The 24,063-nt window shown below is 37.3% G+C and carries 23 protein-coding genes and 2 other annotated features; of the genes, 16 read left to right on the top strand and 7 right to left on the bottom strand.

Annotated elements, in window-relative coordinates; translation table 11 throughout:
- Nucleotides 1–102 precede the first annotated feature (102 nt).
- Both KTJ72_RS02075 and KTJ72_RS02080 read left to right on the top strand, forming a co-directional pair.
- Complete coding sequence (locus KTJ72_RS02075) at nt 103–810, top strand: YdhK family protein (RefSeq protein WP_249419533.1); 708 nt, start codon at nt 103–105, stop codon at nt 808–810.
- Between the two features lie 140 nt (nt 811–950).
- A complete protein-coding gene (locus KTJ72_RS02080; RefSeq protein ID WP_217304021.1) occupies nt 951–1,655 on the top strand; it encodes a class I SAM-dependent methyltransferase in 705 nt (234 codons plus the stop codon).
- Nucleotides 1,656–1,690: 35 nt separating this feature from the next.
- Here KTJ72_RS02080 and KTJ72_RS02085 read toward each other — a convergent pair whose 3' ends face one another.
- The gene (locus tag KTJ72_RS02085; RefSeq protein ID WP_217304022.1) at nt 1,691–2,419 is read right to left on the bottom strand and encodes a gamma-glutamyl-gamma-aminobutyrate hydrolase family protein; all 729 of its coding nucleotides are present in this window, start codon (nt 2,417–2,419) and stop codon (nt 1,691–1,693) included.
- Between the two features lie 184 nt (nt 2,420–2,603).
- Here KTJ72_RS02085 and KTJ72_RS02090 point away from each other — a divergent pair, with 184 nt between their 5' ends.
- The 6 genes from KTJ72_RS02090 to KTJ72_RS02115 all read left to right on the top strand — a co-directional run bounded on the left by KTJ72_RS02090 (nt 2,604) and on the right by KTJ72_RS02115 (nt 10,705).
- Nucleotides 2,604–4,226, top strand: a complete 1,623-nt coding sequence (locus tag KTJ72_RS02090; protein ID WP_217304023.1) for a peptide ABC transporter substrate-binding protein — start codon at nt 2,604–2,606, stop codon at nt 4,224–4,226.
- A 390-nt stretch (nt 4,227–4,616) separates the two neighbouring features.
- Nucleotides 4,617–6,233: a peptide ABC transporter substrate-binding protein gene (locus tag KTJ72_RS02095; protein ID WP_217304024.1), complete on the top strand. Its 1,617-nt coding sequence runs from the start codon at nt 4,617–4,619 to the stop codon at nt 6,231–6,233.
- Between the two features lie 114 nt (nt 6,234–6,347).
- Entirely contained in the window at nt 6,348–8,030 is a 1,683-nt protein-coding gene (locus tag KTJ72_RS02100; RefSeq protein ID WP_217304025.1) for a hypothetical protein, read from the top strand.
- An 86-nt stretch (nt 8,031–8,116) separates the two neighbouring features.
- Nucleotides 8,117–8,914: a CPBP family intramembrane glutamic endopeptidase gene (locus KTJ72_RS02105; protein WP_217304026.1), complete on the top strand. Its 798-nt coding sequence runs from the start codon at nt 8,117–8,119 to the stop codon at nt 8,912–8,914.
- A gap of 199 nt (nt 8,915–9,113) precedes the next feature.
- Complete coding sequence (locus tag KTJ72_RS02110; protein ID WP_217304027.1) at nt 9,114–9,896, top strand: CPBP family intramembrane glutamic endopeptidase; 783 nt, start codon at nt 9,114–9,116, stop codon at nt 9,894–9,896.
- Nucleotides 9,897–9,997: 101 nt separating this feature from the next.
- On the top strand, nt 9,998–10,705 hold the full coding sequence (locus KTJ72_RS02115; RefSeq protein WP_217304028.1) for a CPBP family intramembrane glutamic endopeptidase: 708 nt from the start codon (nt 9,998–10,000) through the stop codon (nt 10,703–10,705).
- A 44-nt stretch (nt 10,706–10,749) separates the two neighbouring features.
- On the opposite strand, the gene KTJ72_RS02120 is transcribed toward KTJ72_RS02115, so the two are convergent.
- Entirely contained in the window at nt 10,750–12,120 is a 1,371-nt protein-coding gene (locus tag KTJ72_RS02120; RefSeq protein WP_217304029.1) for a class II fumarate hydratase, read from the bottom strand.
- A gap of 120 nt (nt 12,121–12,240) precedes the next feature.
- Here KTJ72_RS02120 and KTJ72_RS02125 point away from each other — a divergent pair, with 120 nt between their 5' ends.
- A complete protein-coding gene (locus KTJ72_RS02125; protein WP_217304030.1) occupies nt 12,241–12,633 on the top strand; it encodes a hypothetical protein in 393 nt (130 codons plus the stop codon).
- A 171-nt stretch (nt 12,634–12,804) separates the two neighbouring features.
- Nucleotides 12,805–13,557, top strand: coding sequence for a nicotinamide riboside transporter PnuC (gene pnuC / locus KTJ72_RS02130; RefSeq protein ID WP_034532248.1), 753 nt, complete (start codon nt 12,805–12,807; stop codon nt 13,555–13,557).
- 42 nt (nt 13,558–13,599) lie between these two features.
- Here the strand turns inward: pnuC and KTJ72_RS02135 are convergent, their stop codons facing one another.
- A complete protein-coding gene (locus tag KTJ72_RS02135; protein ID WP_217304031.1) occupies nt 13,600–14,772 on the bottom strand; it encodes a tetratricopeptide repeat protein in 1,173 nt (390 codons plus the stop codon).
- A gap of 124 nt (nt 14,773–14,896) precedes the next feature.
- Between KTJ72_RS02135 and KTJ72_RS02140 the strand changes: the two genes are divergently transcribed.
- Together KTJ72_RS02140 and KTJ72_RS02145 are read left to right on the top strand one after the other, a co-directional pair.
- Nucleotides 14,897–15,751, top strand: a complete 855-nt coding sequence (locus KTJ72_RS02140; RefSeq protein ID WP_217304032.1) for a TPM domain-containing protein — start codon at nt 14,897–14,899, stop codon at nt 15,749–15,751.
- Between the two features lie 16 nt (nt 15,752–15,767).
- Nucleotides 15,768–16,379 carry a LemA family protein gene (locus KTJ72_RS02145; RefSeq protein ID WP_053796950.1) on the top strand — a complete coding sequence of 204 codons (612 nt, stop codon included), beginning with the start codon at nt 15,768–15,770 and terminating at the stop codon, nt 16,377–16,379.
- 54 nt (nt 16,380–16,433) lie between these two features.
- Here KTJ72_RS02145 and KTJ72_RS02150 read toward each other — a convergent pair whose 3' ends face one another.
- The 4 genes from KTJ72_RS02150 to brnQ (KTJ72_RS02165) form a co-directional block, all read right to left on the bottom strand.
- Nucleotides 16,434–17,078, bottom strand: a complete 645-nt coding sequence (locus KTJ72_RS02150) for a hypothetical protein (protein WP_217304033.1) — start codon at nt 17,076–17,078, stop codon at nt 16,434–16,436.
- Between the two features lie 98 nt (nt 17,079–17,176).
- Nucleotides 17,177–18,553: a branched-chain amino acid transport system II carrier protein gene (brnQ, locus tag KTJ72_RS02155; protein WP_249419534.1), complete on the bottom strand. Its 1,377-nt coding sequence runs from the start codon at nt 18,551–18,553 to the stop codon at nt 17,177–17,179.
- A gap of 122 nt (nt 18,554–18,675) precedes the next feature.
- Nucleotides 18,676–18,911: a binding site (T-box leader), on the bottom strand.
- 55 nt (nt 18,912–18,966) lie between these two features.
- Nucleotides 18,967–19,620 (bottom strand): hypothetical protein, encoded by a 654-nt coding sequence (locus KTJ72_RS02160; RefSeq protein WP_217304034.1) that lies wholly within the window; start codon nt 19,618–19,620, stop codon nt 18,967–18,969.
- A 95-nt stretch (nt 19,621–19,715) separates the two neighbouring features.
- On the bottom strand, nt 19,716–21,092 hold the full coding sequence (brnQ, locus tag KTJ72_RS02165; protein WP_094750834.1) for a branched-chain amino acid transport system II carrier protein: 1,377 nt from the start codon (nt 21,090–21,092) through the stop codon (nt 19,716–19,718).
- Between the two features lie 152 nt (nt 21,093–21,244).
- Nucleotides 21,245–21,472: a binding site (T-box leader), on the bottom strand.
- A gap of 254 nt (nt 21,473–21,726) precedes the next feature.
- On the opposite strand from brnQ (KTJ72_RS02165), the gene KTJ72_RS02170 reads away from it, so the two are divergent.
- From KTJ72_RS02170 to KTJ72_RS02185, 4 genes are all read left to right on the top strand, one after another.
- The gene (locus KTJ72_RS02170; protein ID WP_250232887.1) at nt 21,727–21,966 is read left to right on the top strand and encodes a SemiSWEET family transporter; all 240 of its coding nucleotides are present in this window, start codon (nt 21,727–21,729) and stop codon (nt 21,964–21,966) included.
- 101 nt (nt 21,967–22,067) lie between these two features.
- The gene (locus KTJ72_RS02175; RefSeq protein ID WP_217304035.1) at nt 22,068–23,366 is read left to right on the top strand and encodes a Y-family DNA polymerase; all 1,299 of its coding nucleotides are present in this window, start codon (nt 22,068–22,070) and stop codon (nt 23,364–23,366) included.
- Nucleotides 23,359–23,685: a hypothetical protein gene (locus KTJ72_RS02180; protein ID WP_217304036.1), complete on the top strand. Its 327-nt coding sequence runs from the start codon at nt 23,359–23,361 to the stop codon at nt 23,683–23,685. The genes KTJ72_RS02175 and KTJ72_RS02180 overlap by 8 nt, the downstream gene beginning before the upstream one ends.
- 2 nt (nt 23,686–23,687) lie before the next feature.
- Nucleotides 23,688–24,047, top strand: a complete 360-nt coding sequence (locus KTJ72_RS02185; protein WP_217304037.1) for a hypothetical protein — start codon at nt 23,688–23,690, stop codon at nt 24,045–24,047.
- Nucleotides 24,048–24,063 lie beyond the last annotated feature (16 nt).

The following is a 24,063-nucleotide window of genomic DNA, read 5'->3' on the forward strand; positions in this document are numbered from 1 at the left end:
ATTTCGGGTTACATTTGTAGACAATGAGATATCAATTTGATATATTCTTAATCAAGCAAGATTAATTAATGCAAAACATATTTTTATAAGGGGTGCCAAATAATGAAGAAAAGAAACATTATGACTTCACTTTCAGTTGCTGCTTTATCACTATCATTACTATCAGGTGTAGCTGCAAGTGCTGATTCAATGAGCAACATGCACGACATGTCATCAATGAAGATGGAAAAGAAGACTACCAAGAAATCATCAATGAAGATGACTAAGAAGTCAGCAAAGAAGAATACTGCCAAGAAATCAACTATGAAGATGACTAAAAAATCTTCAAAGAAGATGAACATGAAACACTCAATGATGGGTGGCATGATGATGGATGGTTTAGAAATGAACATGAATTCTAAACTACCAAAGGGCTTGAAGAAAGCTACTCATGCTAAATTCCACGTTGGCCAAAAGGTAACATTAAAGGCTAAGCACATGGAAGGTATGTACAACGCTAAGGCAACTGTTGCCGGTGTATACAAGACCAATCTATACGAAATTGACTTCATGCCAACAAACGGTGGCAAGATGGTTAAAAACCACAAGTGGGTAGTAGCTAGCGAACTAAAAGCAAAGGGTGCCCTAAAAGCTGGTAAAAAGGTTACTGTTTTAGCTGATCATATGTACGATATGAAGGGTGCTAAGGGTAAGATTGTTAAGGTTCACAAAGGACCTGCTTACGTGGTAACTTTCAAGGATACTAAGACTAAGATGGTTATCAAGAACCACAAGTGGTTAACTCAACAAGAACTAAAAGCAATTAAATAATAATCAAAAAAAGACCTGATAAACGTCAGGTCTTGTTTTAAACAATAGATTTAATTTAAAAAATCAATTTATTTTTTAAGTAATTTGGATTATATTTGTTATTATATATTCAGAGTGTTTTTTAGAAAGGATACATAATAATGAAAAAAATTACCGGTTGGGTAAAACATTGGTACAGATATAAGACTGATGAACCATACATCATTGCTGCTGCAATCATTGGTGCACTATGTCTTTTAGGATCAATTTCTTTAGACCACAAAAAAAGATTTTACATGTACGTTTTAATCCTAATTTTAATTGCTATTTGGGCACTATTTAGAAGTGTTACTTTTAAGAAGAACTTTGTTCGTCAATTCGTTGATGAAAACAAGTTTGAAGGCAAGAATAAGGGATTAGATTTAGGTACAGGAACTGGCTACGCTTTAATCAAGCTAGCTCGTGATACTAAACTAAACAAAGTTTATGGTGTTGAAGACAAGTATCAATACACCATCAAAAGACTTGAAAAAAATGCATACCTAGAAAATGTTAAAGACCGTATTGAAATTACTACTGCAGATATTGAAAATTTACCGTTTGATGATAATGAATTTGATGCTATCACTGCAATTTCCGCAAATGGTAATCAATTGAGCACACCTAAGAGGGCAGTGTATAAGGATATTGCTTTTGAAATCGCTCGTGTAATTGCTGATAAGGGAATAATCTTTATGGTAAATACTCCACGTATGACAAAGAAGTATGCTGTTGAATTTGAAAACAAAGGATTAAAAGTTGAATACATGCACAGAAGATTCGAACGTTTCTTCTTCCTACGTGCAATCAAAGTCTCCAACAAATAAAAAGCCGACCTGATTAGGTCGACTTTTTATTTTGTCTAGAAGTGGTGAACACGGTTGAAGAAATCAACGAAAAGTTGGTTTTCTTCATCGTATTGGTCCCACATGTTTTCTGGATGCCATTGCACACATTGAATTGACTTGTCGTCATTTTCTAGTCCTTCAATCATACCATCGTCGGCACGGGCTACGACATGTAGTCCTTCGGCTACATCCTTAGCTGCTTCGTGGTGGAATGAGTTAACGAACGCACGTGTACCAAATGTCTTGGCTAGTAATGAATCTTCATCAATACTGATGTGGTGTACTGGTGAGTATCCGATTGCTTTTTGTTCGTGTTGTAATTGTGGTAATCCGTTTTGTGGGGTGAATTGAGCACCAATGTCTTGGTATAAAGTTCCGCCCATTGCAACGTTTACGATTTGTAATCCACGACAAATTGCTAGGATTGGTTTGTGCATTCTAATTGCTTGTTTAACTAACGCTAATTCGAATTCATCTCTGGTTTCAAATGTACGACCAATTTGGGCAATTGGTTCTTCGCCATAATATTTAGGTAATACATCTGGACCACCAGTAAAGATTACTCCATCGACAGTTTCTAATAGTTCTGCAGCCATGCTTGGCTTTCCAACTGGAAAGATAACTGGAGTAATATTATTTTCTAGTAAACAGTTCATCAATGTTCTTTGGGCAAAATGACCTTCTCTTTGACGAAATGGTTCGTCTTGGCTAAAAATGATGTCTGACGTAACTCCAATACGCATATGAATCAGTCCCCTTTAAAATTATATACAATATAGCTATTCTATCATTTTACATAATAATTACCACTGATAATCATTAGCGTACGATATTTTCAATTGCATTGGCTTTTTAGATGTGCTATTTTTGATAACATATTGTGGAAGATTATAATTGAATAATCTTAAAATAGGGGGATGAAGTTTTATGAAGTTCAAGTCAATTGCGAAACTAGGTGTAGTGGCGTTTGCCGCAACAATAGTGCTTGCCGCTTGTGGTAAATCATCAGATAAAACATCTAGAACAGATTCATTGAATTGGATGAGTAATACAACATTGACCACCCTAGATCCTTCTAAGGCAGTCGATGTTACTAGTGATCAAGTGCTATACAATGCAATGCGTGGTTTGGTAACTCCCGACAAGGGAAACAAAATCGACCTAGCAATTGCTAAGAGCTACAAGATTACTAATGGTGGAAAGACTTACACTTTCACCTTAAGAAACACAAAGTGGAGCAATGGTAAGAAGGTTACTGCAGGTGATTTCGAATACGGAATCAAACGTAGCGCCGACCCTAAGACCGCTTCACAAATGGCATATTACATGGCCAATATTATGAATTACGATAAGGTTAAGACAGGTTCAATGTCATCTGACAAGTTGGGTGTTAAGGCAATGGGCAACAAAAAGTTGCAAATTACTTTGACCAAGCCACAAGCAGACTTCCTAAATGTTTTAGCATTACCTGTCTTTTACCCACAACAAAAGTCATTTGTTGAAAAGTACGGCACTGCCTACGGAACAACATCAGACAAGATGGTATATAATGGACCATTTGCTGTTACTAACTGGAAGGGTAGTAATGACGCTTGGACATTATCCAAGAACAACGATTACTATGACAGCCAAAATGTGAAGTTAAAGAATATCAACTACTCAGTGATTAAGGATCCACAAACTGCATTGGATGAATACCAATCAGGTAAGCTGGATCAAACACTATTGGCTGGTAAACAACAAGTTAACACTTACAAGAACAACAAGGACTTTGTGAACCACAAGCAATTTATGGTTCAATACCTTTCAATCAACCAAAGCAAGGTTCCTGCATTAAAGAACAAGAACCTAAGAAAGGCATTATCATTAGCAATTAATCGTGAAGAACTAACTCAAAACGTCCTAGGTGACGGTTCATTTGCTGCTAGAGGATTGGTTCCAGATACTTTAGCTTACATGAACGGTAAGGACTTCAACGACTACGCTACTGTTAAGGATGCCACTACCGGTGACATGACAAAGGCTAAGCAACTATGGGCCAAGGGATTAAAGGAAATTGGCAAGAAGTCAGTGTCAATTTCAATCATGAACAACAACGACCAAACAAGTCGTGCTGTCACAGAATTCTTACAAACTGAATTAGACAGACTTCCAGGACTAAAGGTAACCGCACAAATCTTACCTAACAACGTTGCTTCTGGTCGTTCACTAAAATCAGACTATGAACTATCTGTTTCTGGTTGGGACCCATCAATTAGTGACCCAATTTCACCGCTACAAACTAAGGTATCAACTAGTCCAATTAACACTTCTAAGTGGGGTAACTCAATGTATGACATGTACGTTGACCGTTCCAACAATGAAGATGCTAACAACAAAACTAAGCGTTTCTTTGACCTAGTTAACGCTCAAAAGGTAATCCTAAATGATCAAGGAATTATTCCATTGATTCAAAAGGCACAACCTGAACTAATGAAGACAAACATTCATGGCGTTAAGTATCTAGGAAATGGTCCAGTTTGGGACTTCTCTCACGCTTACATTAAATAAATCATAAAAACCACCAAATTTTTTGGTGGCTTTTTATTTGGCCAAAAAGACTGCTGTCATGGGCTTTTTTATACTTTAATGAATAAAGTTCGGCTTTTACGGATGAAAAGGCGAGTAATTAGAGTTGCTAAAAATTTCATTCGGATGTATTATGCTTATAAATTGTAAGGAGGGGGTTCATTATGAAGATGTCTAACGAAGAACAAATGTGTTGTTGTCAGTATCGAAGCATGAACTCTATTCTTATTTTCTAATCAAGAAAACGTTTTTTAATTAGATTATAACAGGGTGTCATGGTTCGGCTTTTTAGCGTAGAATCATGACGCCCTTTTTCTTTTTTTAGATGGCCATCTATGTAAAGAAGTACTTATTGAACAAAGGAGTATGGATATGAAGAAGTCACGGATATTATCAATTGTTTTAACCACAGCGTTATTAGGTTTGGTATTAACTGCTTGTGGTAAGAGTCAATCAAGCAACAAGAAACATTTAAATTGGACAACCAATGCATCAATTTCATCACTTGATCCATCAAAAGCTGTTGACACTAACACTCAACAAGCTGTTTATAATGCTTTTTCTGGTTTAGTATCGCCAGATGGTAGTAATAAGGTGCGTTTAGCAACCGCTAAGAGCTACCACGTTTCAAAAGATGGTAAGACATACACATTTGAATTGAAACACACTAAGTGGAGTAACGGCCAAGAATTAACTGCTAAGGATTTCGAATACGGAATCAAACGTAGTGCTGATCCAAAGACTGCCTCACAAGAAGCTTATTACATGGCAAATATTGAAAATTATACAGCCATCTCTAAGTCACAACTATCACCAGATAAGTTGGGTGTAAAAGCAACTGGCAAGTACAAACTACAAATTAAGTTAACTAAGCCACAACCATACTTCTTAAACCTATTAGTATTACCAATCTTCTACCCACAATCAGAAAGTGTTGTTAAGAAATACGGCAAGAGCTACGGTACTACAAGTAGCAAAATGCTATACAATGGTGCATTTAAGATTACTAACTGGACTGGTACTAATGATTCATGGACTTTAACCAAGAACAAGGAATACTACAATGCTGACAAGACAAAACTAGACAGCGTTAAGTACACAGTTATCAAGGACCCACAAACTGCTCTAAACGAATATCAAAGCGGTAAACTAGACCAAACTACTTTAGTTGGTAAACAACAATACAGTAGTTACAAGAACTCAAAGGACTTTCATTTGAGAAAGATTTACAGTGTAAGATACTTAACACTAAGTAACAAGAACGAACCAGCCTTTAGAAACGTTAACATCAGAAAAGCGCTATCATTAATCATCGATAGAAAAGAATTACTAAACGATGTTTTAGGTAACGGTTCCACTCAAGCACGTGGAATTGTGCCAGATACTTTGGCATCACGTAACGCTAAGGACTTTAACGACTACGCTAGTGTTCCCGATGCAGTTAACGGTAACGTTGAACAAGCTAAGAAGCTATGGAATAAGGGGCTAAGTGAAATCGGTAAGAAGAACTTAACCATCTCCATCAACAGTAACAACGGTGAAGATGCTAAGCCAATCGTCGAATTCATTCAAAACCAATTCTCCAAGTTACCTGGTCTAAAGGTTAACCTAACATTACTTCCAAACACAGTTGCGACTGCTCGTTTCCTAAGTGGTCAATACCAAGTTGCTGTGACAGGTTGGAGCCCATCAATCAGTGATCCAATCTCACCTCTAAACATTAGATATTCAACTAATGCAATGAACACAGCTAAGTGGAGCAATGCTGAATACGACAAGTTGATTGATAAATCAAATGACGACGATGCATTGAACCCAGCAAAACGCTGGAACGATTTAGTCGACGCCCAAAAGGTATTATTAAATGACCAAGGTCTAATTCCTCTATTCCAACCAGCACAAGCTGAACTAATTAAGAGCGATATTCACAATGTGCGTTTCTACGGAAATGGCCCAATCTGGGACTTCTCTGAAACTTACGTTAAATAATTAATAAAAAGGTCATCTTATATCGGATGACCTTTTTATTTTTTAAATTCTAGTTTTTTATAATAATGGTATAATTAGGAGATATTAAAGAACGATTAGGGGAATTTAATTATAATGAATCAAAAAAGTAGACTGCATGACTTCTGGCGCAATCATGGAATTGTCATCCTAATTTTTATGGTCATGTCATTATTAAGTGTCTCAATCATGTGGCACTACAAGTTTATTGTCATGGGATCCGACATGCATTTCCACTGGGAACGCATTTGGGACTTGCGTGAATCATTAGTTAACAAGAGTCCGTTTCCACTTGTTGCATTAAACCAATATAACCAAACCGGTTCTGCCGTGATGGCGTTATACCCACAGCTAGGGATGCTACCAATTGCGGTCCTTTCTCTGGTCATCAAGTCATTTATTCCGTTGGTTTATACCGTCTTGATGCTAAGAAACTTCTTCGCGTTGTTGGTGGCTTACTTTGCGAGTTACAGTTACAACCACAACAAAAAGATTAGTTTTGTTTTCGCTTCCGGATACACATTGGCTGCTACCATTTTGTTCCACGCCGTCATCAGTTATGATATCGGTCGCTCATCATCAATGATTTACCTACCACTAATTCTGTTTGGTTTCTTAAACCTATTAGAAAAAAGTGACTGGATTGAATTGAGTCTTGGAATGAGTGCCATCATTATGTGTCACGTGGTAAATACCGCGATTGCGATTTTCTTCTTAATCGTCATGGCATTGATTAACATCGTTAAACTACTACACAAGGATAAGTTAATTGCGCTTGTGAAGGCGGTTGTATTAACCGTGTTACTGACAGCACTATACTGGATTCCGTTTATCATTATCGTCGGAAATAATTCGATTAGCTTCCCACCATCGTATTGGAAAGTGACTGGTACCAGTACTTACATCTGGTATCTATCGATTATTCAAAACAGTGTTGGACCATTCTTCAATGTGATTAATCTATTGGGATTGGTGTTTGGAATTATCTGCTTCAGACGTTTAGGCAAATACTCAAAGCAATTATTATTCGTGGGAATTGGTTTTCTAGTCCTATGCAGTAACTTATTCCCATGGGATTTAATCGCTAAGACTGGGATTAACGATTCACTTCAATTCACTTGGCGTCTAAACATCATTCCACAACTAATCTTCTGCTACATCTTCGCCGAAATTGTCGTGAAGATGTTTAAAAAAGAGACGTTCTCTTGGGCTGCAATCGTTGTCGCAACAATTGCAATTGTCCTACTTCAACTCCAAGCACAAACTTCAGTGGTGAACCAAACCAAGAACAGCTTTGAATTGAACCATAAGTTCGTCGAAGATGGTAAGACCTATCGATTGAATAACAATCAGGATTTCCACAACATGATCTTCAGTAATGTCGGGGTGGTCGATTACTACCCAAGTGCTGCAGTGAAGTACTATGACAACACCAATAATCACATTGCAACCTATAACGGGAATCAACGACTAAAGGTGAAGTTATTAGGCGATGGAAAATACTCATTTAAAGCCCCGGTTGCAATTAAGAAGATGACCTTGCCATTTTTACACTACAAGGGTATTGCATATGAAGTACTTGTCGATGGTAAGACTGTTAAGACAACCGCCGACAAGCACGCATTACTAACAATTTCCCATCTTTCAGCTGGTATTCATCACGTCCAAATCATCGTTCATCGAACAAAGAAAGAACTACTTTCATACTTGTTTGCGATTATCGGAATTGTTTTATTAATTGCCGCAGTTGCTAAGAAATATTTATTAAGAAGAGTTTAAAAAAGCAGCCGCTAATGGCTGCTTTTATTTTGTTTTAACTTAGTATGATAGAATGAACCTATAATTAATTTAACGGATGTGATTAAATGTTAAACCAAAAGATTAAGGATAATTGGAAATGGATCTTGATTCCAATCATCTTGATTGCAGAATTGATGATTGATGATTATGTAATGCCACATGTTTATAAATTTGTGTTTCATTTACTTTCCTTTAACCTAGTCGAACATTTCTATACTTATCTAAACATCTACAAGATTGTTTCAATTCTGGTGATTTGTTTATTGAACTACTGGATTATCAAACAAAAGATATTCTTCAAACCCAGTGAGACCAAGGTAGGGTGGTTAGTATTTTTAGTAATCTGTTTTACTATCGTGCTTACATGCTTCACACACAAGAACTTCTGGATTGCTTTAGACGTCGGAACAATTGCTGCCTTGCCAGAAGAATTAATGTTTAGGGGAATCATTTTAGCGTTTGTATTAAAACTAATGACGAGAAAATCGACTAATCAATGGAGAGTCATTACCAGCTTGGTTATCTCTGCGTTGATTTTTGGTGGTTTCCACTACATTAACCTTACCAGCCAATCATTTGGCTTTACCTCACTTCAAGTAGTCAATGCAGCCGCATTAGGGATGCTATTAGGTGCTGTGTATATTAAGAGCGGGACCATCATTGTCCCAATAGCACTTCATTTTATCTATGACTTCTTGGTTACTTTGATTAAGGGAATGTCAGCAACCAACTATACAAGTGTCCAAAGTAATCAGTGGATTGGACTATCTATCTATGTCTTGGTTTATTCAATTGTGGCTGTTGAAATTATTAATCACAAGCCATATGATAACAAGATTTTACGAAAGATTAATAATGCCTAGTACAGTTTATTATTGTAGCAATTTTTTATGTTTAATCGGGTTCATCAAATACATTAAATCATTAAACGTAAACAAAAAATTAAGAACATTAAGAATGATTAAAAAAAGCCGCTTTTAACGGCTTTTTTTATTTAGTAGTAAATTATTATGGTACAATTTGAAAGATTTATTATTCTATTAAATAAATGGATGTGGTTAAATGTTAAATCAAAAAATTGAAGAAAAATGGAAATGGATCTTAATTCCAATGTTTATTGTTTTTGAAGTGGTTATTGATAATTTTGTGATGCAACATATTTATAGATTATTTTTTAATCCTACTGATCATTTTTTACTTTACATTAACTTGTACAAAATTGTATCAATTATTGTAATATGCTTTCTTAACTATTTGCTTATCAAACAAAAAATATTTTTTAAACCGAGTGATAAAAAAATAGGTTTGGTATCACTTTTAGTAGTTTGTTTGATTGTTGTAGCTTTTTGTATAACTAGTAAAAATTTCTGGATAGCTTTGAACATTGGATCACTTGCTGCGTTATCTGAAGAATTGATGTTTAGAGGGGTTATTTTAGCATTTACCTTAAAATTAATGATAAACAAATCAAGTAGTCAATGGAGAACGATACTTGCTTTAATCATTTCTTCATTGTTATTTGGTGCTGTCCACTATTCTAACTTGTCGTTGCAATCATTTAGTGCTACAACATTTCAAGTGATTCACGCGGCAGCATTTGGAATGATTTTAGGCGCTGTATATATTAAGAGTGGAACCATTATTGCCCCAATGGCACTTCATTTCGTTTTTGATTTCTTTTTTGCTATTATTGGTGGCTTGCCCAAAGCAGATTATACACCTCTTCCAAATAGCGAATGGATTGAACTGATTATATATGTCTTAGTATACGGAATCATTGCCTTATCAATCGTTATTCACAAGCCATCTAATAACAAACTTTTACCAAAACTTAAGAAAATATAGCACAGTTAAATGGTAAAATATCTTTTGATTATTATATAAGTGTATAAAAATCAAGAGTATAAAAATATTTTTTCATTGATAATATCTAGAAAGAAGGATGAATGGTGCGTAACAGTGACACTTGGAGAACGGACCACCTCTTAAAACGTGGTTTCATTGGTTTTTGCCTAATCTGCATGGTTGCTAGCTCGATTCAGTTTATTCCCGTTCAATATATTAAATCTAACCAGTTAAACACTAATAATGTTGCTTTAACAATTGAATTCTTTGGTGCTTATATTATTATGTTAAACTTTGCAGTTTATGCGTATAGAAGGTATGGCAACGGGAATCTGTTTAAGATGTTAAGTCTAAAGGACTATCAACTAACAGCGTTTGCAACTGTGATGGCATTTTTAATTGCCCAAGCTTATATTTTCATGTTCGATATTTTCTTTCAAGATCGATTTAAAATCGAAGCAACCCAATTCCCTAAAAATTTGTATGACAATACATGGTCGTTATTTTTGTTAATTATTGGATTCGTTTTATTGTCACCGGTTCTTGAAGAATTGGTATTTCGAGCTTACATCCTAGACGTGGCGTTCTCCGATAATTGGAGATGGTTAGGCGAGATTGTTTCAGCTTTATTCTATGGTCTGTTCCATATGAGATACCATAATTTATTCTCGTTTATCTTTTTTGCCCAATACGGTTTTTGGATGGCATGGTTATATAACCAGACTAGAAACGCTAGGTCATCAATTCTCATGCACATAGTTGTAAATGCGATGACAATATCGATTATTGGATATTATTATTATCATTAAAAAAGCAATGCTTCTTTGAGGCATTGCTTTTTGTGTACATTCTTTTATTTATTGGGGTGAGTCATGTTTGAAACGTTAACCCACTTATCAAAATCTTTTTCATCAATATTAAAGTGTTGAGCGGATTCCTTTAGTGTCGTGTTATTTTGTTCAGCCCATTGGGCGATTTTGGCACTCTTTTCGTAACCGATGTGAGGGCTTAATGCAGTCACTAACATTAGTGAGTTGTTCAATAGTTCGTTGATACGATCGACGTTTACGGTTAGGCCATCGACTAGTTTTTCGGTGAATGACTTGATTGATTCGTTCAACAACTCGGTGCTTTCCAAGAAGCTGTCGATGATGATTGGTTTGTAGACGTTCATCTCGAAGTTTCCTTGGCTGTTAGCAAATGTGATGGTGGCGTCATTTCCAAAGACCTTTGCGGAGACCATCGTCAATGCTTCGATTTGAGTCGGGTTGACCTTACCTGGCATGATTGATGATCCAGGTTCGTTGCTTGGAATGTCTAGTTCGTTGTATCCAGCACGAGGTCCGGAAGATAGAAAACGGATGTCGTTTCCAATCTTGATTAAATCAGACGCCAAGGTCTTAAAAATACCATGAACTGAGGTGATTTCGGAATGGTCGGCTAGACCGTGGAACTTATTTTCCGCCACCTTATAGTTGGTGTTTTCGTTATGATTGATTGTGTCGACTACGTCTTGGTCAAAACCATTCTTGGTGTTAAGTCCAGTTCCGACGGCGGTTCCACCAATTGGTAGTTCAAGTAGCGATTCTTTGATGGCGTTTAGAGTGACAACGTCATGTTCTAGAGTTGATTTCCAACCACTGATTTCTTGGCCGACTGTAATGGGGGTAGCATCTTGTAGGTGGGTACGACCAATCTTGATGATTGATGCAAACTCAGTTTGCTTCTTATCAAACGATGTGATTAAATCTTCGACGGTCTTAATGACACTATTGGTGGCTTGATATGCTGCCATCATCATGGCAGTAGGGAAAGTGTCATTTGAGCTCTGTGACTGATTAACGTGATCATTTGGATGAACATGGGCATTTGGATGTAGTTGGTTGGCCAGATTTGCGACTACTTCGTTGACGTTCATGTTAGTCTGGGTTCCACTTCCGGTTTGGTAAACATGAAGTGGGAAGGCATCCTGATAGTCACCATTGATTAATTTATCGATTGCTTCGTTGATGGCGATATACTTTTCATCATCTAGTGTCTGATTATTGTGATTAACAAAAGCGACGGCTTTTTTAATCTTCAAAAGTGCATAGATGACTTCCATTGGCATGGTGCGACCAATGTTAAAATTATGTAGACTACGTTGCGTTTGGGGGCCAAATAAAGCGTCTTTAGGGACTTTGACCTCACCTAATGAATCGTGTTCAATGCGAAATTCCATCATATCAAGTCCTTTTATTAGAATATACGATAATTATAGCCATTTTCCTTAGCTCTTACTACCGAAAACATTACCCAAATGATACAATAGAATATACATATTATGTAGGAGTAGCAATATATCATGCATATTGACTTAAGATTTTTTATCGCAGAACTACTTGTCTTATGGGTGCCACTATCCATTGTAGTTTTGGCATCAGAATTGCTGAAATTCAACTGGTTGCTAACTGGATTGTTGTTGCTATTGGTATACTTCTTGGTAGTCTTGCTTAACAGGACCAACAAGGTGATTTACTTTCTTTTTCACGTGCAAAAGCAATCAAGTAACCAATTGTTAGAATCAATCGTCTTCTTTTTGGTGCTGTTAATATCAGTGGTTCTGTCAGTAAAACTGTTTGACGATTCTGCGGTCGGAATTATTGTGTTTATGTTGATCAGCATTCTAGCTGGTTCTGTCGTTATCGACGCAAAAATAACCACAGATAGTTTCAAAAATAAAAATAAAAAAATTTAATATTTAATTATTACCGTAATTTCGGTAATTTGACCCTTATCTCGACTTTTGGGACCCTTGCAAAAAATATTGAGCATGGTAGTATATATAGTGTTGTTTTTAAGAACGAACACTATATATTGTATGCATACATATTTTAGGTTCCAAATATAGAGATAGGGGTTTTTCATTGTGTCAGCTTATTTTAAATTTTTGGCCCACCAACTAAAGGGTTGGCCACAACAAAATTACTACTTATTCTTCTTTAGTTTAGGTGCTCAAGTTATGACATTGGTAAATGCACCAATTACATGGCTTTCAATTTTAACTTTCATCGGTACTACTTTAGGGGTACTATGTGTTCTTGCAATTAACGCTGCTAAGTCAGTTAACGGGGTGTTGGGAATTCTATCAGCAATCTGTTTCATCATTGTTGGTTTCTCAGCAAAGAACTACTTAAGTATCGGTGAACAATTAGCATACGTTATTACATTAGATATTCCAGTTCTATTAAGTACTGACTGGAACGTTAACATGGTTTCTAAGATCAGAAAGTTCACTGCTAAGAGTTGGGCAATTTCAATTATCTTCACTCTAGCCGTTTACTTAATTTCTGGTTTCGCAATCAAAGCACTTACTAACGAACCACGTCCATTCTACGATGCCTTTAGTTTTGCTGTTTGTTTAACTGCCGGAATCATCTGTTTCCTACGTTACAACAACCAATACTTCTGGTGGTTAGCTTCAGGTCTAGCCCAAGTTGTTTTATGGTTCATCACTTTCAGAGAAGGATCAGCAACTCTTGCTATGTTTGTTAACTCAGCAATTTACGTTGCCAACGATATCTTAGCCTTCACTGTTTCACCATGGTTCAATGAACGCGAAAAGAAACGTTTAATGAAGGAAGAACAAGCTTACGCTGAAAAAGTGGAAGCTGACGCTTAATAATCACATAAAAAAAGCTACCAATAATTGGTAGCTTTTTTATTATGCTTTGATATCTGTATCGATGATAATTCGAACACGTGAATCGTTGATATTGAAGTCATCATGGATTTCTAGTAATTGGTTGAATGTTTCATCCTTAACACCGCTAATGGACTTGTTTTCGATGTTATCCAATGTAATATCATCGTTAAAGTAGTCCTTGGCTAGTGCAAGGGAGAACTTAATCATATTGTCTGAATCAAAGAAGATTTTGTTCTTGTAGACGTCAAAAATACGGGTGTCGTATTCCAAACTGTCGTCATTGCTTAGTTGCCTGTCCTTTAATTCCAATGGACTCTTACCGGCTAATAATAGGTATGAGTGGCAGTTTGTTTCATTATTAATCAGTTTGTAGAATGTGAACGTCAATTGAGGTTCGATGTTTAGACCACAAACGTCATAGATTTCTGCTCCCATATCGATTAAAGTGTAGCCTTCACCTAGCATCAATGAAAGTTGATTGTGTTCTTCAAATAATGGTAGGTGAGCGGGTAGGAATTCTTCGAAACTGGTTTGTTCAAAACCATGGTTAGAGTTGAATTCACGAATGCCGTTTAGCTTTTCGGTAGTGTCATCGGTTGGAAACATTTGTACATTGGCATCGTACTTATTTTCAATCTTATCGAAACTCATCTTCTTAAATGTTCCAATGGGACTATCGATTAGAGCATGGGACATTGATTGGCCAATTAAGTAGTCGGTAGCAAATATTGGATCCTTGCTATCTATTAAATCATTCATTTCTTCAATGGCCTTTTTAGCTGGCCCATAGAAACGGTCACCTTCAGTACTATTGTTTAAAGCTCGTTCCATTAATTCATTTGCTTCAGCAATGTTACCATTATTCATTAGAATTTTACCTAAGTAGTAATTAGCGGCAACGTATTTACGATCGTATAAGATGGCTTGTTGAAATAGATGTACTCCGGTAGGATCTAGTGTTGCTCCGGATTCTGTAAAAATAATTCCTAGTTTAGTTAAGATTTCAGAACGACTTGGGATTTTCCCTTCGATTTCTTCAGTAGTCATAACTCCTGCTGGATATTGTGAAATAGCAGAGCTTAGTAAAGAAATGGCGTCGTCTCGTTTATTATCATCGATACTTTGTGTAGCTAATTCGATGAATTTATTCAACTGTTGGGCTTTGTCTTTTCCCAATTCAATAGCGTCCATTTTAAAACTCCTGACTTAAATTTATATATACATTATAATCATTTTTGCAAAAATAAAAAACTTTACTATTAATATGGATTTATGTAATATTGAAGCTAATCAAATGGGGAAGTGAGGAGATAGATTGAAAAATATAAAATGGCTGGCTGCGATTGTCTTGCCATTGGTTGCTATAATGTGGTTTGTGCCAATTACAACACACGCAGAAAGCACCAATCCAACACCTACCAAAGAGTATGTTGTTGATGATTATGCCAATATATTGACTGATAAGACAAAACAATTGGTAATTAATAAAGAAAAAGAATATCAAAAAACTAAAACACAACCTCAGATTGTCATGATGACCGTGAAAAGTACCGGGAATCAAGATATCGACGGTTACTCCGATAGCTTGCTAGACAATGCTAGATGGAAGTTTGGTAAAAAGGGCTTGGACAATGGGGTATTAATCCTATTTGCCCAAAACGGTGGTAAGAACAATGTCCGTATCTCCACCGGATACGGTGTTGAAGACATCCTACCAGATGCTACCACCAATCAAATCCTACAGGCTAATAAGTCGTTATTGAAATCAAGCAACAACGACGAGATTAACCAAGGATTGGAAAATACTTTTAACCAAGTCGCATCGATTTTAGATAAACGCTATGCCAATAAGTCTATAAGCTATGCCAAAGCAGAGGCTGAAAAAAATCATAATAATTCATTGGCCGGAATTTTATTGATAATCGTTATTATCGTTATCGTTGGGACAGCTATTTGGATTGTAAAGAGCAATGGCGATGATGACGATAACCACCGCAACGGCGGTGGTGGCGGTGGTCGCTATGATTCAGGAGATGCCTTCTTATTAGGGGCATTGCTTGGTGGCTTAGGCGGCTCCGGTAGAGGCGGTTCATTTGGTGGGGGCTCATCAGGTGGATTTAGCTCGTCTGGAGGCGGCGGAAACTTTGGGGGCGGAGGTTCCTCAATTTAAATTAAGGAGATAAATTATGATTGAAAATAAACCATTTTACAAAAAGGGCTGGTTCATATCACTAGCAGTTGTTATCGTTTTACTATTCGCTTTAATTGGTGGATTTATCAAGTCTGCTAACAGCATGGCTACCAGCGAACAAGGCGTTGAAGAACAATTAGGACAAGTTCAAACAGTCCTACAACGCCGTGCTGATTTAATCCCTAACTTGGTTAACGCCGTTAAGGGTCAACAAAAACAAGAAAAATCAGTATATAGCGACATCACAAAGGCGCGTACTCAATACTACAATGCCAAGAACCAATACAATAATGCTAGTTCAACTTCTGACAAGGTAAATGCCCTAAATACTCAAGAACGTTCATTGAACATCTTGGTTGGATCAATTAAGGAAGCATACCCAAATCTTGCATCTAACTCAAACATGCAAACATTGATGGTTCAACTAGAAGGTAGTGAAAACCGCATCAGTGTTGAAAGAAACAGATACAACCAAGCTGCTAGAGCATACAACGACAAGATTGTTAAGTTCCCAGGTTCAATCGTTGCTGGTATGACTGGTCACAAGAAGGTTAACTACTTCACAGCTGATTCAAACGCTCAAAACGCACCATCAGTTAACTTCTAATTATATATACGCAAAAATAAAAAACGTTGAGATAAATTTCTCAACGTTTTTTTATTACTTCACGATATCGATAGCTTGATTAACTTTCTTAGCGTGAATTTGTGATAGTGATAGTTTGTTGTGTTTTTGACTGATAACGGACTTCTTAGTGTAGTTATCTTGAGTAACTACCAACAAGTCTTCGTTGTTGCCGTTATCGACTAATTGAAAGGCGTCCGGACTAGTTACAATAATTGTTTGATGTGGGCGAATTGGTTCGTTTTCCCAACTTTGTTCATAGCGATTCAATTTAGCTTGTTCATTCGCATTTTTGTTGGTGTAAGCAGATGAGTAGGCAAGTGGTTGATCTAGTTTCTTGTCCTTACCATCGATTTTAGCCGAAGCAAGTAGTTTTGTGTTGTTTACGATTTGGCCAGCGGTCAACATCTTGTCTGAATTGTTAGTGGCTTTGAAACTGTATAGAGCCATGTCGAAACGTTTCTTACCATTGTTATCATAGCTAGTACCGCGGTAGGTCTTATAGAAAGTAATGCTACCCTTTTTAGTAACCAATTTGGTTTGGTTGTTTTCGTTTACTAGTTTGACGTACTTAGTGGGTTTAGTTGATTGATCCGCTTTTTGATTAGTCTTGGAATTTGAACATGCGCTAAGTGTTACAACTGCTAATAAAGCAAATCCAATAATTGATAATTTTTTCATATTGCGCCTCCACGTAATTTATACAACTTTATTTTAGCACTTTTCACCACAAATAAAACGGCTACCCCCTGCGGATAGCCGTTAAGTTTTTATTAAATTTAAGCTTTTTTATGACCGGAAGTCTTGTAAATGATTAATCCGATGATGGCACCAACGATAGCTGGAATTACCCAGTCCATACCAATTGAGGCAAACGGTAAAATTTTTTGTTCCGCATTAATTAAATTGCGGATGAAAGAGATGTTTGAGATAACTGGTGGGAAGGCTGCCAACATATCGAAGAATGCTGGGATTAGAGTGAAGATAATGGTGAATAGGTAAACATTTCTATCTTTTTTAAATAGTGGTGAGCATAGTGCTAGGATGATTAATACAATCGCAAATGGGTATAGGAACATCAATACTGGAGTTGACCAAGTAATTATAAGTGATAATCCTTCGTTTGCGATGATAAATGATACGAAACAGTTAAATGCTAACCATTGGTGGTATGAGAAACGAGGGAAGTGTTCGTGGAAATCTTGAGCGAATGCGGCAACTAAACCAACGGCTGTGGTAACACAGGTTAGAGTCATTAGTGTTGCTAGTAAGGCGTGTCCGGTGATTCCCAAGTAGTGACCCATGAATTGATTAAAAGTAGTTCCACCGTCATCAGTGCTAATCTTAAATAGGTTCAATGAAGTGGCACCAATCCAGATTAGAATGATGTAGATGATTCCAACTAATGCTTCTGAGATTAGACCAGCTCTGGCTGTTACCTTGGCATTGGATTTAGGGGATGTCTTACCCAGTTGGTTAACAGCGGAAACAACGGTAACCCCAAAGGCTAAACCAGCCAATGCATCCATGGTGTTGTAACCTTGTAAGAAACCATTGAAGAATGATTGATTTTGGTAAGCTTGAGTAACTGGTTGTGCTGAAGCAGCACCCATTGGATGTAAAAATGCCAATAGGAATGCTAGGAATAATAGTGCTAAGAATAATGGATTTAAAATCTTACCTAGGTTATCGATGATGCTTGAAGTTCGATATGATAGGTAGAATGTAGCAATGAAGAATAGTGCGGTAAAGATAAACATTGCTAGTTTGATGTAGTGATTGGGGATGAATGGTTGAATCCCAACGGTAAAGTTAACGCTAGCAGTTCTAGGTGTGGCAAACAATGGTCCCAATGTTGAATGAACTAATACTAAGAAAATAATTGCAAATACTGGTCCCAGTGGTTTGGCAATGTCGTATACTCCCTTTGCACGAGAGATACTTATGGATAGAACTGAAAGTAGTGGTAATAATACCCCGGATGCTAGAAAACCTAGCATGGCAGGTACCCAGTTGGCACCTGATAATTGACCCAAGTGAATTGGGAAGATTAGGTTACCCGCACCGAAGAATAGTGCGAATAACATTGAACCGATGATTAGATATTGTTTGATCGACAATGGTTTTGTATTAATGTCTTTGATTTCGTTTTGCATAATAAGTGCTCCTTTAATAATTGTGTTCTTGATTTGTTATATGTGCTAACTACTCACAACGTTTTTCATAACCATCATCTCCTTTTTTAAAGCAATAAAAAAGCACCCTTAGTTCGTATTGAACCAAGGGTGCTTTGTGCACGGTACCACCTTTAATTGCTAGACAAATAGTCTAGCCACTTCACGTACTAACATACGCTAACACTGTAATGGGTGTACCCAATATACGTTACTCTCCAACAGATTTCGGTATATAGCTCCAAAGATACTTTCGCAATTTAGTAGTTATCCCGTTTCCAGAAAGTAGGGACTCTCTTGAACTAGCTGAATTGTTACTCTGCTTTTTCATCGCTTTTTTAAACTGATTTATTGAATATAAAAAATATATCAGCAAAATTTATTAAAGTCAAATTTTATTTTAGAGAATCTAATTCATCGGTAGAAATGAATTTCTTGTCTACTAATTCGGGATGACTTTGTTTATAGACATATTCCTTAATTGGTTGTTTGGTAGGAACTGATGTGTAAATCTTGAAATCAGTGAACTTGTCGGCGTTACTTGTGACCATCACGTTGTAACTTTCATCGCCGTTGACCTTAAGTGTTGCAGGCCAGTATGTGTTAATTTCGTATAATGATCTGATGTACACGGCGTTAGTTGTACGATATCTTTCCATTACCAATGGACCGGGGCCAGATACTGGGTCGGTAGGGTGATCACCTCTAAAGATGTAGTCACCGACTTGAATCTTGGCTTGATTACCGTAGTACCAATTACCGTAGAAATCGTGGGTGATTGGTTTGTAAATTGGACTAGCGGGAATTGGAATAGTGTATTGCTTTGGTTGCTCTTTTGACTTAGCAGTTTCTTTTTTGCTGCTTGAACTAGATGACATAGAAGATGAACTACTGTTAGTTGATACAGTAGAAGTTGTTGCTTTTGAACTGCTTGATTCAGCAGTTTTATGGGTTTGATCGTTATGCTTAACGGATGCAAACGCCACTGTTCCTAGGATTAAAACAGCAACAATTGATATAATAGAAATGATTACTTTTTTACTTTTCAAAATAGCACTTCCCTTCTTACTTAAGTATGTTATCACTCTTGGCCAATAAAAAAAGAGTTGAACATTTCGCTCAACTCTGATTGTTTGTTTAAACGTTATTCTGTAACGGTTTGTAAATATTTTTTATTTGTGTACCAGTGACACATTAGGCCAAGTAGTAAACCAACGACCGCAAATGGAACCCAATCCATTCCGATTGATGCCAATGGAAGATAACTTTGTTGGAAGTTGCCGACCATCTTAGCGAATGCGCTTTGTGATACGACTGGTGGAAATGATGCTAACATGTCCATTAATGCAGGCACAGTAGTTAATAATACGACCCAGAAGTAGACGACTGAATCACGTTTGAATAGTGGGGAGAATACTGATAGTAGGATTAATACTATTGCGAATGGGTATAGGAACATTAGCATTGGAGTTGACCATTGGATGATGGTATCTAGCCCGAAGTTAGCAGTTAGAAATGATGCGACACACATTAGTCCTAACCATTGAACGTAGCTTAATGCTGGGAAATGTTTGTGGAAATCTTGCGCGAATGCGGCAACTAATCCCATAGCAGTAGTTAGACATGTAAGGGTTAGTAATGTTGCTAGTAGGGCGTGGCCAGTTGCACCTAGGTAGTAGGTCATTAGTTGGTTGAAGGCAACACCGCCATCTGCTGATGCCTTGAATTGACCAAGGGTAGTTGCACCCAACCAGATTAGGACAACGTAGATTAATCCAACCAATGCTTCGGCTAGAAAACCAGCTTTGGCAGTGACCTTGGCGTTGCTAAGTGGGTTAGTCTTACCAAGTTGGTTAACGGCGGTTACGACAGTAACACCAAAGGCAAGTCCGGCTAGGGCATCCATGGTGTTGTAACCTTCCAAGAAACCATTGAAAAATGATCCACTTTGATAAGTGGCAGTGACTGGTTGGCTGCCCGCTGAACTCATTGGATGTAGGAATGCCAAGAAGAATACGACGAATAGTAATACTAAAAAGATGGGATTCAATAATTTACCGACACTAGCCATGATTGATGATTCCTTGTATGAAAGAAGGAATGCGGCTAGAAAGAATAGAAATGAGAATACTAGCAAACCATAGTGCATAAAGTGACTTGGTAGTAATGGTTGAACACCGACTGCAAAAGGAACAGTAGCGGTACGAGGGGTACCAAATAGTGGTCCGATGGTGGCGTGGATTAATACCATGAATGCTAGTGCAAAGGTAGGTCCTAATGGTTTACCAACATCATAGACACCTTTTGAACGAGTCACACTGATGGCTAGAACTGATAGTAAGGGTAATACCACTCCTGTGCACAAGAAACCAAGCATGGCGGTAAACCAATGAGCACCCGCTAGTTGGCCTAAGTGAAGTGGGAAAATTAAGTTACCAGCACCAAAGAATAGTGCGAATAAAAGTGAACTGACGACTAAGTATTGTTTTACTGATAATGGCTTTTTGTTTAAGTCTTCCATAATAAATCTCCTTTAAAAATTGTATGTGTTTGAATTGAATCGCTATGTGTAAAATATCAATCGGACTATCCACGCCATCATCTCCTTTTTTATGTATTAATTAACTGATTGTGGGGCACAAAAAAACGCCCTTAATCTAACTTTACAATTAGACTAAGGGCGTCATTCGACACGGTACCACCTTACATTCATAGCTTAAAAAAGCTACCTTGACGTACTAACATACGCTGACGCTGTAAGGGGCGCTCCCCATGCACTTTACTTTTTGTTCAGTACATCGCTCGAAAGGGATTTTCATAACCTGATCAACGCTTCCTTTCACCAGTCGAAGCTCGCTTTGGTTGATGGCAGTTATTACTCAACTTTCTCATCGCAATCGTTTATTTGTCATTATATTAAAACTGGATTAGAAAAAAGTCAAATAAAATTGGTAAAGAAGTTTAACCAATTTTATACTTTTCTTAAGAAACCACTTGAAACGACAGTGATATAATATTAATATACTATAAACCAAATAATAGCTGTCAATTTTTCAGTATGCATAGAGGAGATATATACAATGAAGATTGATAATTATGTTCCAAAGAATCAACGAAGAGAAGTTTCTGACAAACGAATTCGTAATCTAAAAATTATGAGTAAAGTGGCTATCTTTACTTCATCACTAATGTACATTGCTTACATTCCAGAAATTATGCAAAACTTTTCTGGTAACCCAGTTAGCCCAATTCAACCATTTGTTGCCACTATTAACGCTACCTTGTGGACACTATATGGTTGGTTTAAGACCTACAAAGATTGGCCTTTAATTATTTCAAATGTTCCGGGAGTTATTTTTGGTTTAATAACACTTGTTACAGTGTTTATTCATTAAAAAAGGCTTATGACGACAGATCGAAAAAACGGTCTGTTTTTTTGTTTGCAAAAAAGAACGTTTGTTCGTATAATATATTTTACTGAAAGGAGGAACCCAAAATGGATTATTCAAATGAACCCAAAGGGGTCTTTATGGTCATTGATAATAAGTCGTTTTATGCCAGTGTTGAGTGTGTTCAATTAGGCTTGAATCCACTAACTGCCAGTCTCGTAGTGATGTCTGATCAAGATAATACGAACGGTGGACTAATTTTGGCATCATCTCCGACGGCTAAGAAAAGATTTCACATTACAAACGTGACTAGAAAGCGTGATTTGCCCTGGGATGATTCATTAATTGTGGTTCCTCCAAGGATGAATTTGTACATTCAAAAGAATTTAGCAATCAATAAAATCTTTCACGAGTTCGCTGATGAAGAACACTGCTTTCCATACTCAATCGACGAGACCATCCTGGATTTGACCCACACATGGCAATTGTTCGGTGACAGTCCCGCTCAAGTAGCCAGAAAAATCCAAAAGACGGTCAGACAACGACTTGGTCTATATACGACCGTGGGAATTGGTGATAATCCCGTGCAAGCTAAGCTAGCGTTGGACTTGTTCGCTAAACACAATAAGGACCTAGTCGGCCAATTAAGTTATGACACTTTTGCCAAGAATGTTTGGCCAATTGAACCCATCGATAAGATTTGGAGTATTGGTAAGCATACCGCTGAAAACCTAGCCAAACTGGGCATTCATAACCTGGGTGAATTGGCTAGAACCGACCCATATCAATTAAAGGCGCACCTCGGTGTCATGGGATACCAATTGTTTGCGATTGCGTGGGGAATTGATCGTGCTCAATTAGATCAAAAGGTACCAATCAAGGATAAGGGATTATCCAATTCACAGGTGCTACCAAGGGACTACAAGGACCAACACGAACTAGAAGTCGTTATTACCGAAATCGCCGAACAGGTGGCATCTCGTTTGCGCCACAGAAAGAAACAAACTAGCTGTGTTCATCTTTACCTTGGTTTCTCATACGCGGAAAGCGAAGGTAGCGACAGAACAAGTATTTCACACGAACAAAAAATTACCACAACTTCGGACAACCGTGAATTAGTTGGAGCGGTCATGGATTTATTTCATAAGTATTGGCATGGTGAAAGAGTTAGAAATGTCGGAGTCTCATACACCAGACTAAGCAGCAGTAATGCGCAACAGTTAGACATTTTTGCCGACCCAGAAGTGCAAATTAAAAAATCAAAAGTCGATAAAGTAGCAGATGAAATCAGGGACAAGTTTGGTGCCACGGCCATCTTTAAAGGTCACAGCCTCGAAAAGGGTGGCACAATGTTGAAACGTTCCGGATTAGTAGGTGGTCACAATGGAGGAAATGCATATGACTAATCAACAAACAGCAAAGTTAATACTAGATAGAGCAAAACCATTATTTAAGCGTGAATATAACGTTCAATACAGAATTAAGGTCGTTTATGATCACTACGACCGTCAATTTAATTTCTACATGATTAGATACAAACCGGGTCACATCACCAGAGTGACACCACTTCATCACGTTAAAAGTACATGGATTGCTGACTTGGAAGAAATCCTAAACCTAATCGAAAAGGACCTAAAGTTAACCATTGTTTTCGCTGGGTTTGAAGGAATTAAATGGGACAGTCGTAATTCTTACATTCAACGCCCCAAAAGAAAGGTTGGATAAAGTTGTTAAATCATCACATTGACGACAAGACAGTTCAAAACTTCTTTGACTATTATTATCACGACAGAGGGATGCTAAAGTGGCAAGGCTTCATGCTTTCTGATCACGTCAGTGCCCTTAGAAAAGAGAACAAGGAAACCTTTGATGATAGCTTTATGTATATGGATTTTCAAAGTGTGAATGAGGAACTAGAACACAAGGGCGAAAACCACGTCAAAACAGAGGTTACCTATGTTAATGATGATGGAAATAAGAGTGTAATAAACGGGATTGTAATTAACTTGCAGCCCAACCAGGTCACAATTATGACCGAAGACGGCGAAATGGTATTATCCATTCAACAGATTTTGATTGTGCAATAATTCTGTAGCAAAAAAG

This window comes from Apilactobacillus waqarii (assembly GCF_019061205.1).
Taxonomy (GTDB): domain Bacteria; phylum Bacillota; class Bacilli; order Lactobacillales; family Lactobacillaceae; genus Apilactobacillus; species Apilactobacillus waqarii.

Excerpts from the sequence above, each read along its gene's own strand:
- KTJ72_RS02075 (WP_249419533.1), top strand. The coding sequence starts at position 103 with ATGAAGAAAAGAAACATTATGACTTCACTTTCAGTTGCTGCTTTATCA.
- KTJ72_RS02080 (WP_217304021.1), top strand. The coding sequence starts at position 951 with ATGAAAAAAATTACCGGTTGGGTAAAACATTGGTACAGATATAAGACT.
- KTJ72_RS02085 (WP_217304022.1), bottom strand. The coding sequence starts at position 2,419 with ATGCGTATTGGAGTTACGTCAGACATCATTTTTAGCCAAGACGAACCA.
- KTJ72_RS02090 (WP_217304023.1), top strand. The coding sequence starts at position 2,604 with ATGAAGTTCAAGTCAATTGCGAAACTAGGTGTAGTGGCGTTTGCCGCA.
- KTJ72_RS02095 (WP_217304024.1), top strand. The coding sequence starts at position 4,617 with ATGAAGAAGTCACGGATATTATCAATTGTTTTAACCACAGCGTTATTA.
- KTJ72_RS02100 (WP_217304025.1), top strand. The coding sequence starts at position 6,348 with ATGAATCAAAAAAGTAGACTGCATGACTTCTGGCGCAATCATGGAATT.
- KTJ72_RS02105 (WP_217304026.1), top strand. The coding sequence starts at position 8,117 with ATGTTAAACCAAAAGATTAAGGATAATTGGAAATGGATCTTGATTCCA.
- KTJ72_RS02110 (WP_217304027.1), top strand. The coding sequence starts at position 9,114 with ATGTTAAATCAAAAAATTGAAGAAAAATGGAAATGGATCTTAATTCCA.
- KTJ72_RS02115 (WP_217304028.1), top strand. The coding sequence starts at position 9,998 with ATGGTGCGTAACAGTGACACTTGGAGAACGGACCACCTCTTAAAACGT.
- KTJ72_RS02120 (WP_217304029.1), bottom strand. The coding sequence starts at position 12,120 with ATGATGGAATTTCGCATTGAACACGATTCATTAGGTGAGGTCAAAGTC.
- KTJ72_RS02125 (WP_217304030.1), top strand. The coding sequence starts at position 12,241 with ATGCATATTGACTTAAGATTTTTTATCGCAGAACTACTTGTCTTATGG.
- KTJ72_RS02135 (WP_217304031.1), bottom strand. The coding sequence starts at position 14,772 with ATGGACGCTATTGAATTGGGAAAAGACAAAGCCCAACAGTTGAATAAA.
- KTJ72_RS02145 (WP_053796950.1), top strand. The coding sequence starts at position 15,768 with ATGATTGAAAATAAACCATTTTACAAAAAGGGCTGGTTCATATCACTA.
- KTJ72_RS02150 (WP_217304033.1), bottom strand. The coding sequence starts at position 17,078 with ATGAAAAAATTATCAATTATTGGATTTGCTTTATTAGCAGTTGTAACA.
- brnQ (WP_249419534.1), bottom strand. The coding sequence starts at position 18,553 with ATGCAAAACGAAATCAAAGACATTAATACAAAACCATTGTCGATCAAA.
- brnQ (WP_094750834.1), bottom strand. The coding sequence starts at position 21,092 with ATGGAAGACTTAAACAAAAAGCCATTATCAGTAAAACAATACTTAGTC.
- KTJ72_RS02170 (WP_250232887.1), top strand. The coding sequence starts at position 21,727 with ATGAGTAAAGTGGCTATCTTTACTTCATCACTAATGTACATTGCTTAC.
- KTJ72_RS02175 (WP_217304035.1), top strand. The coding sequence starts at position 22,068 with ATGGATTATTCAAATGAACCCAAAGGGGTCTTTATGGTCATTGATAAT.
- KTJ72_RS02180 (WP_217304036.1), top strand. The coding sequence starts at position 23,359 with ATGACTAATCAACAAACAGCAAAGTTAATACTAGATAGAGCAAAACCA.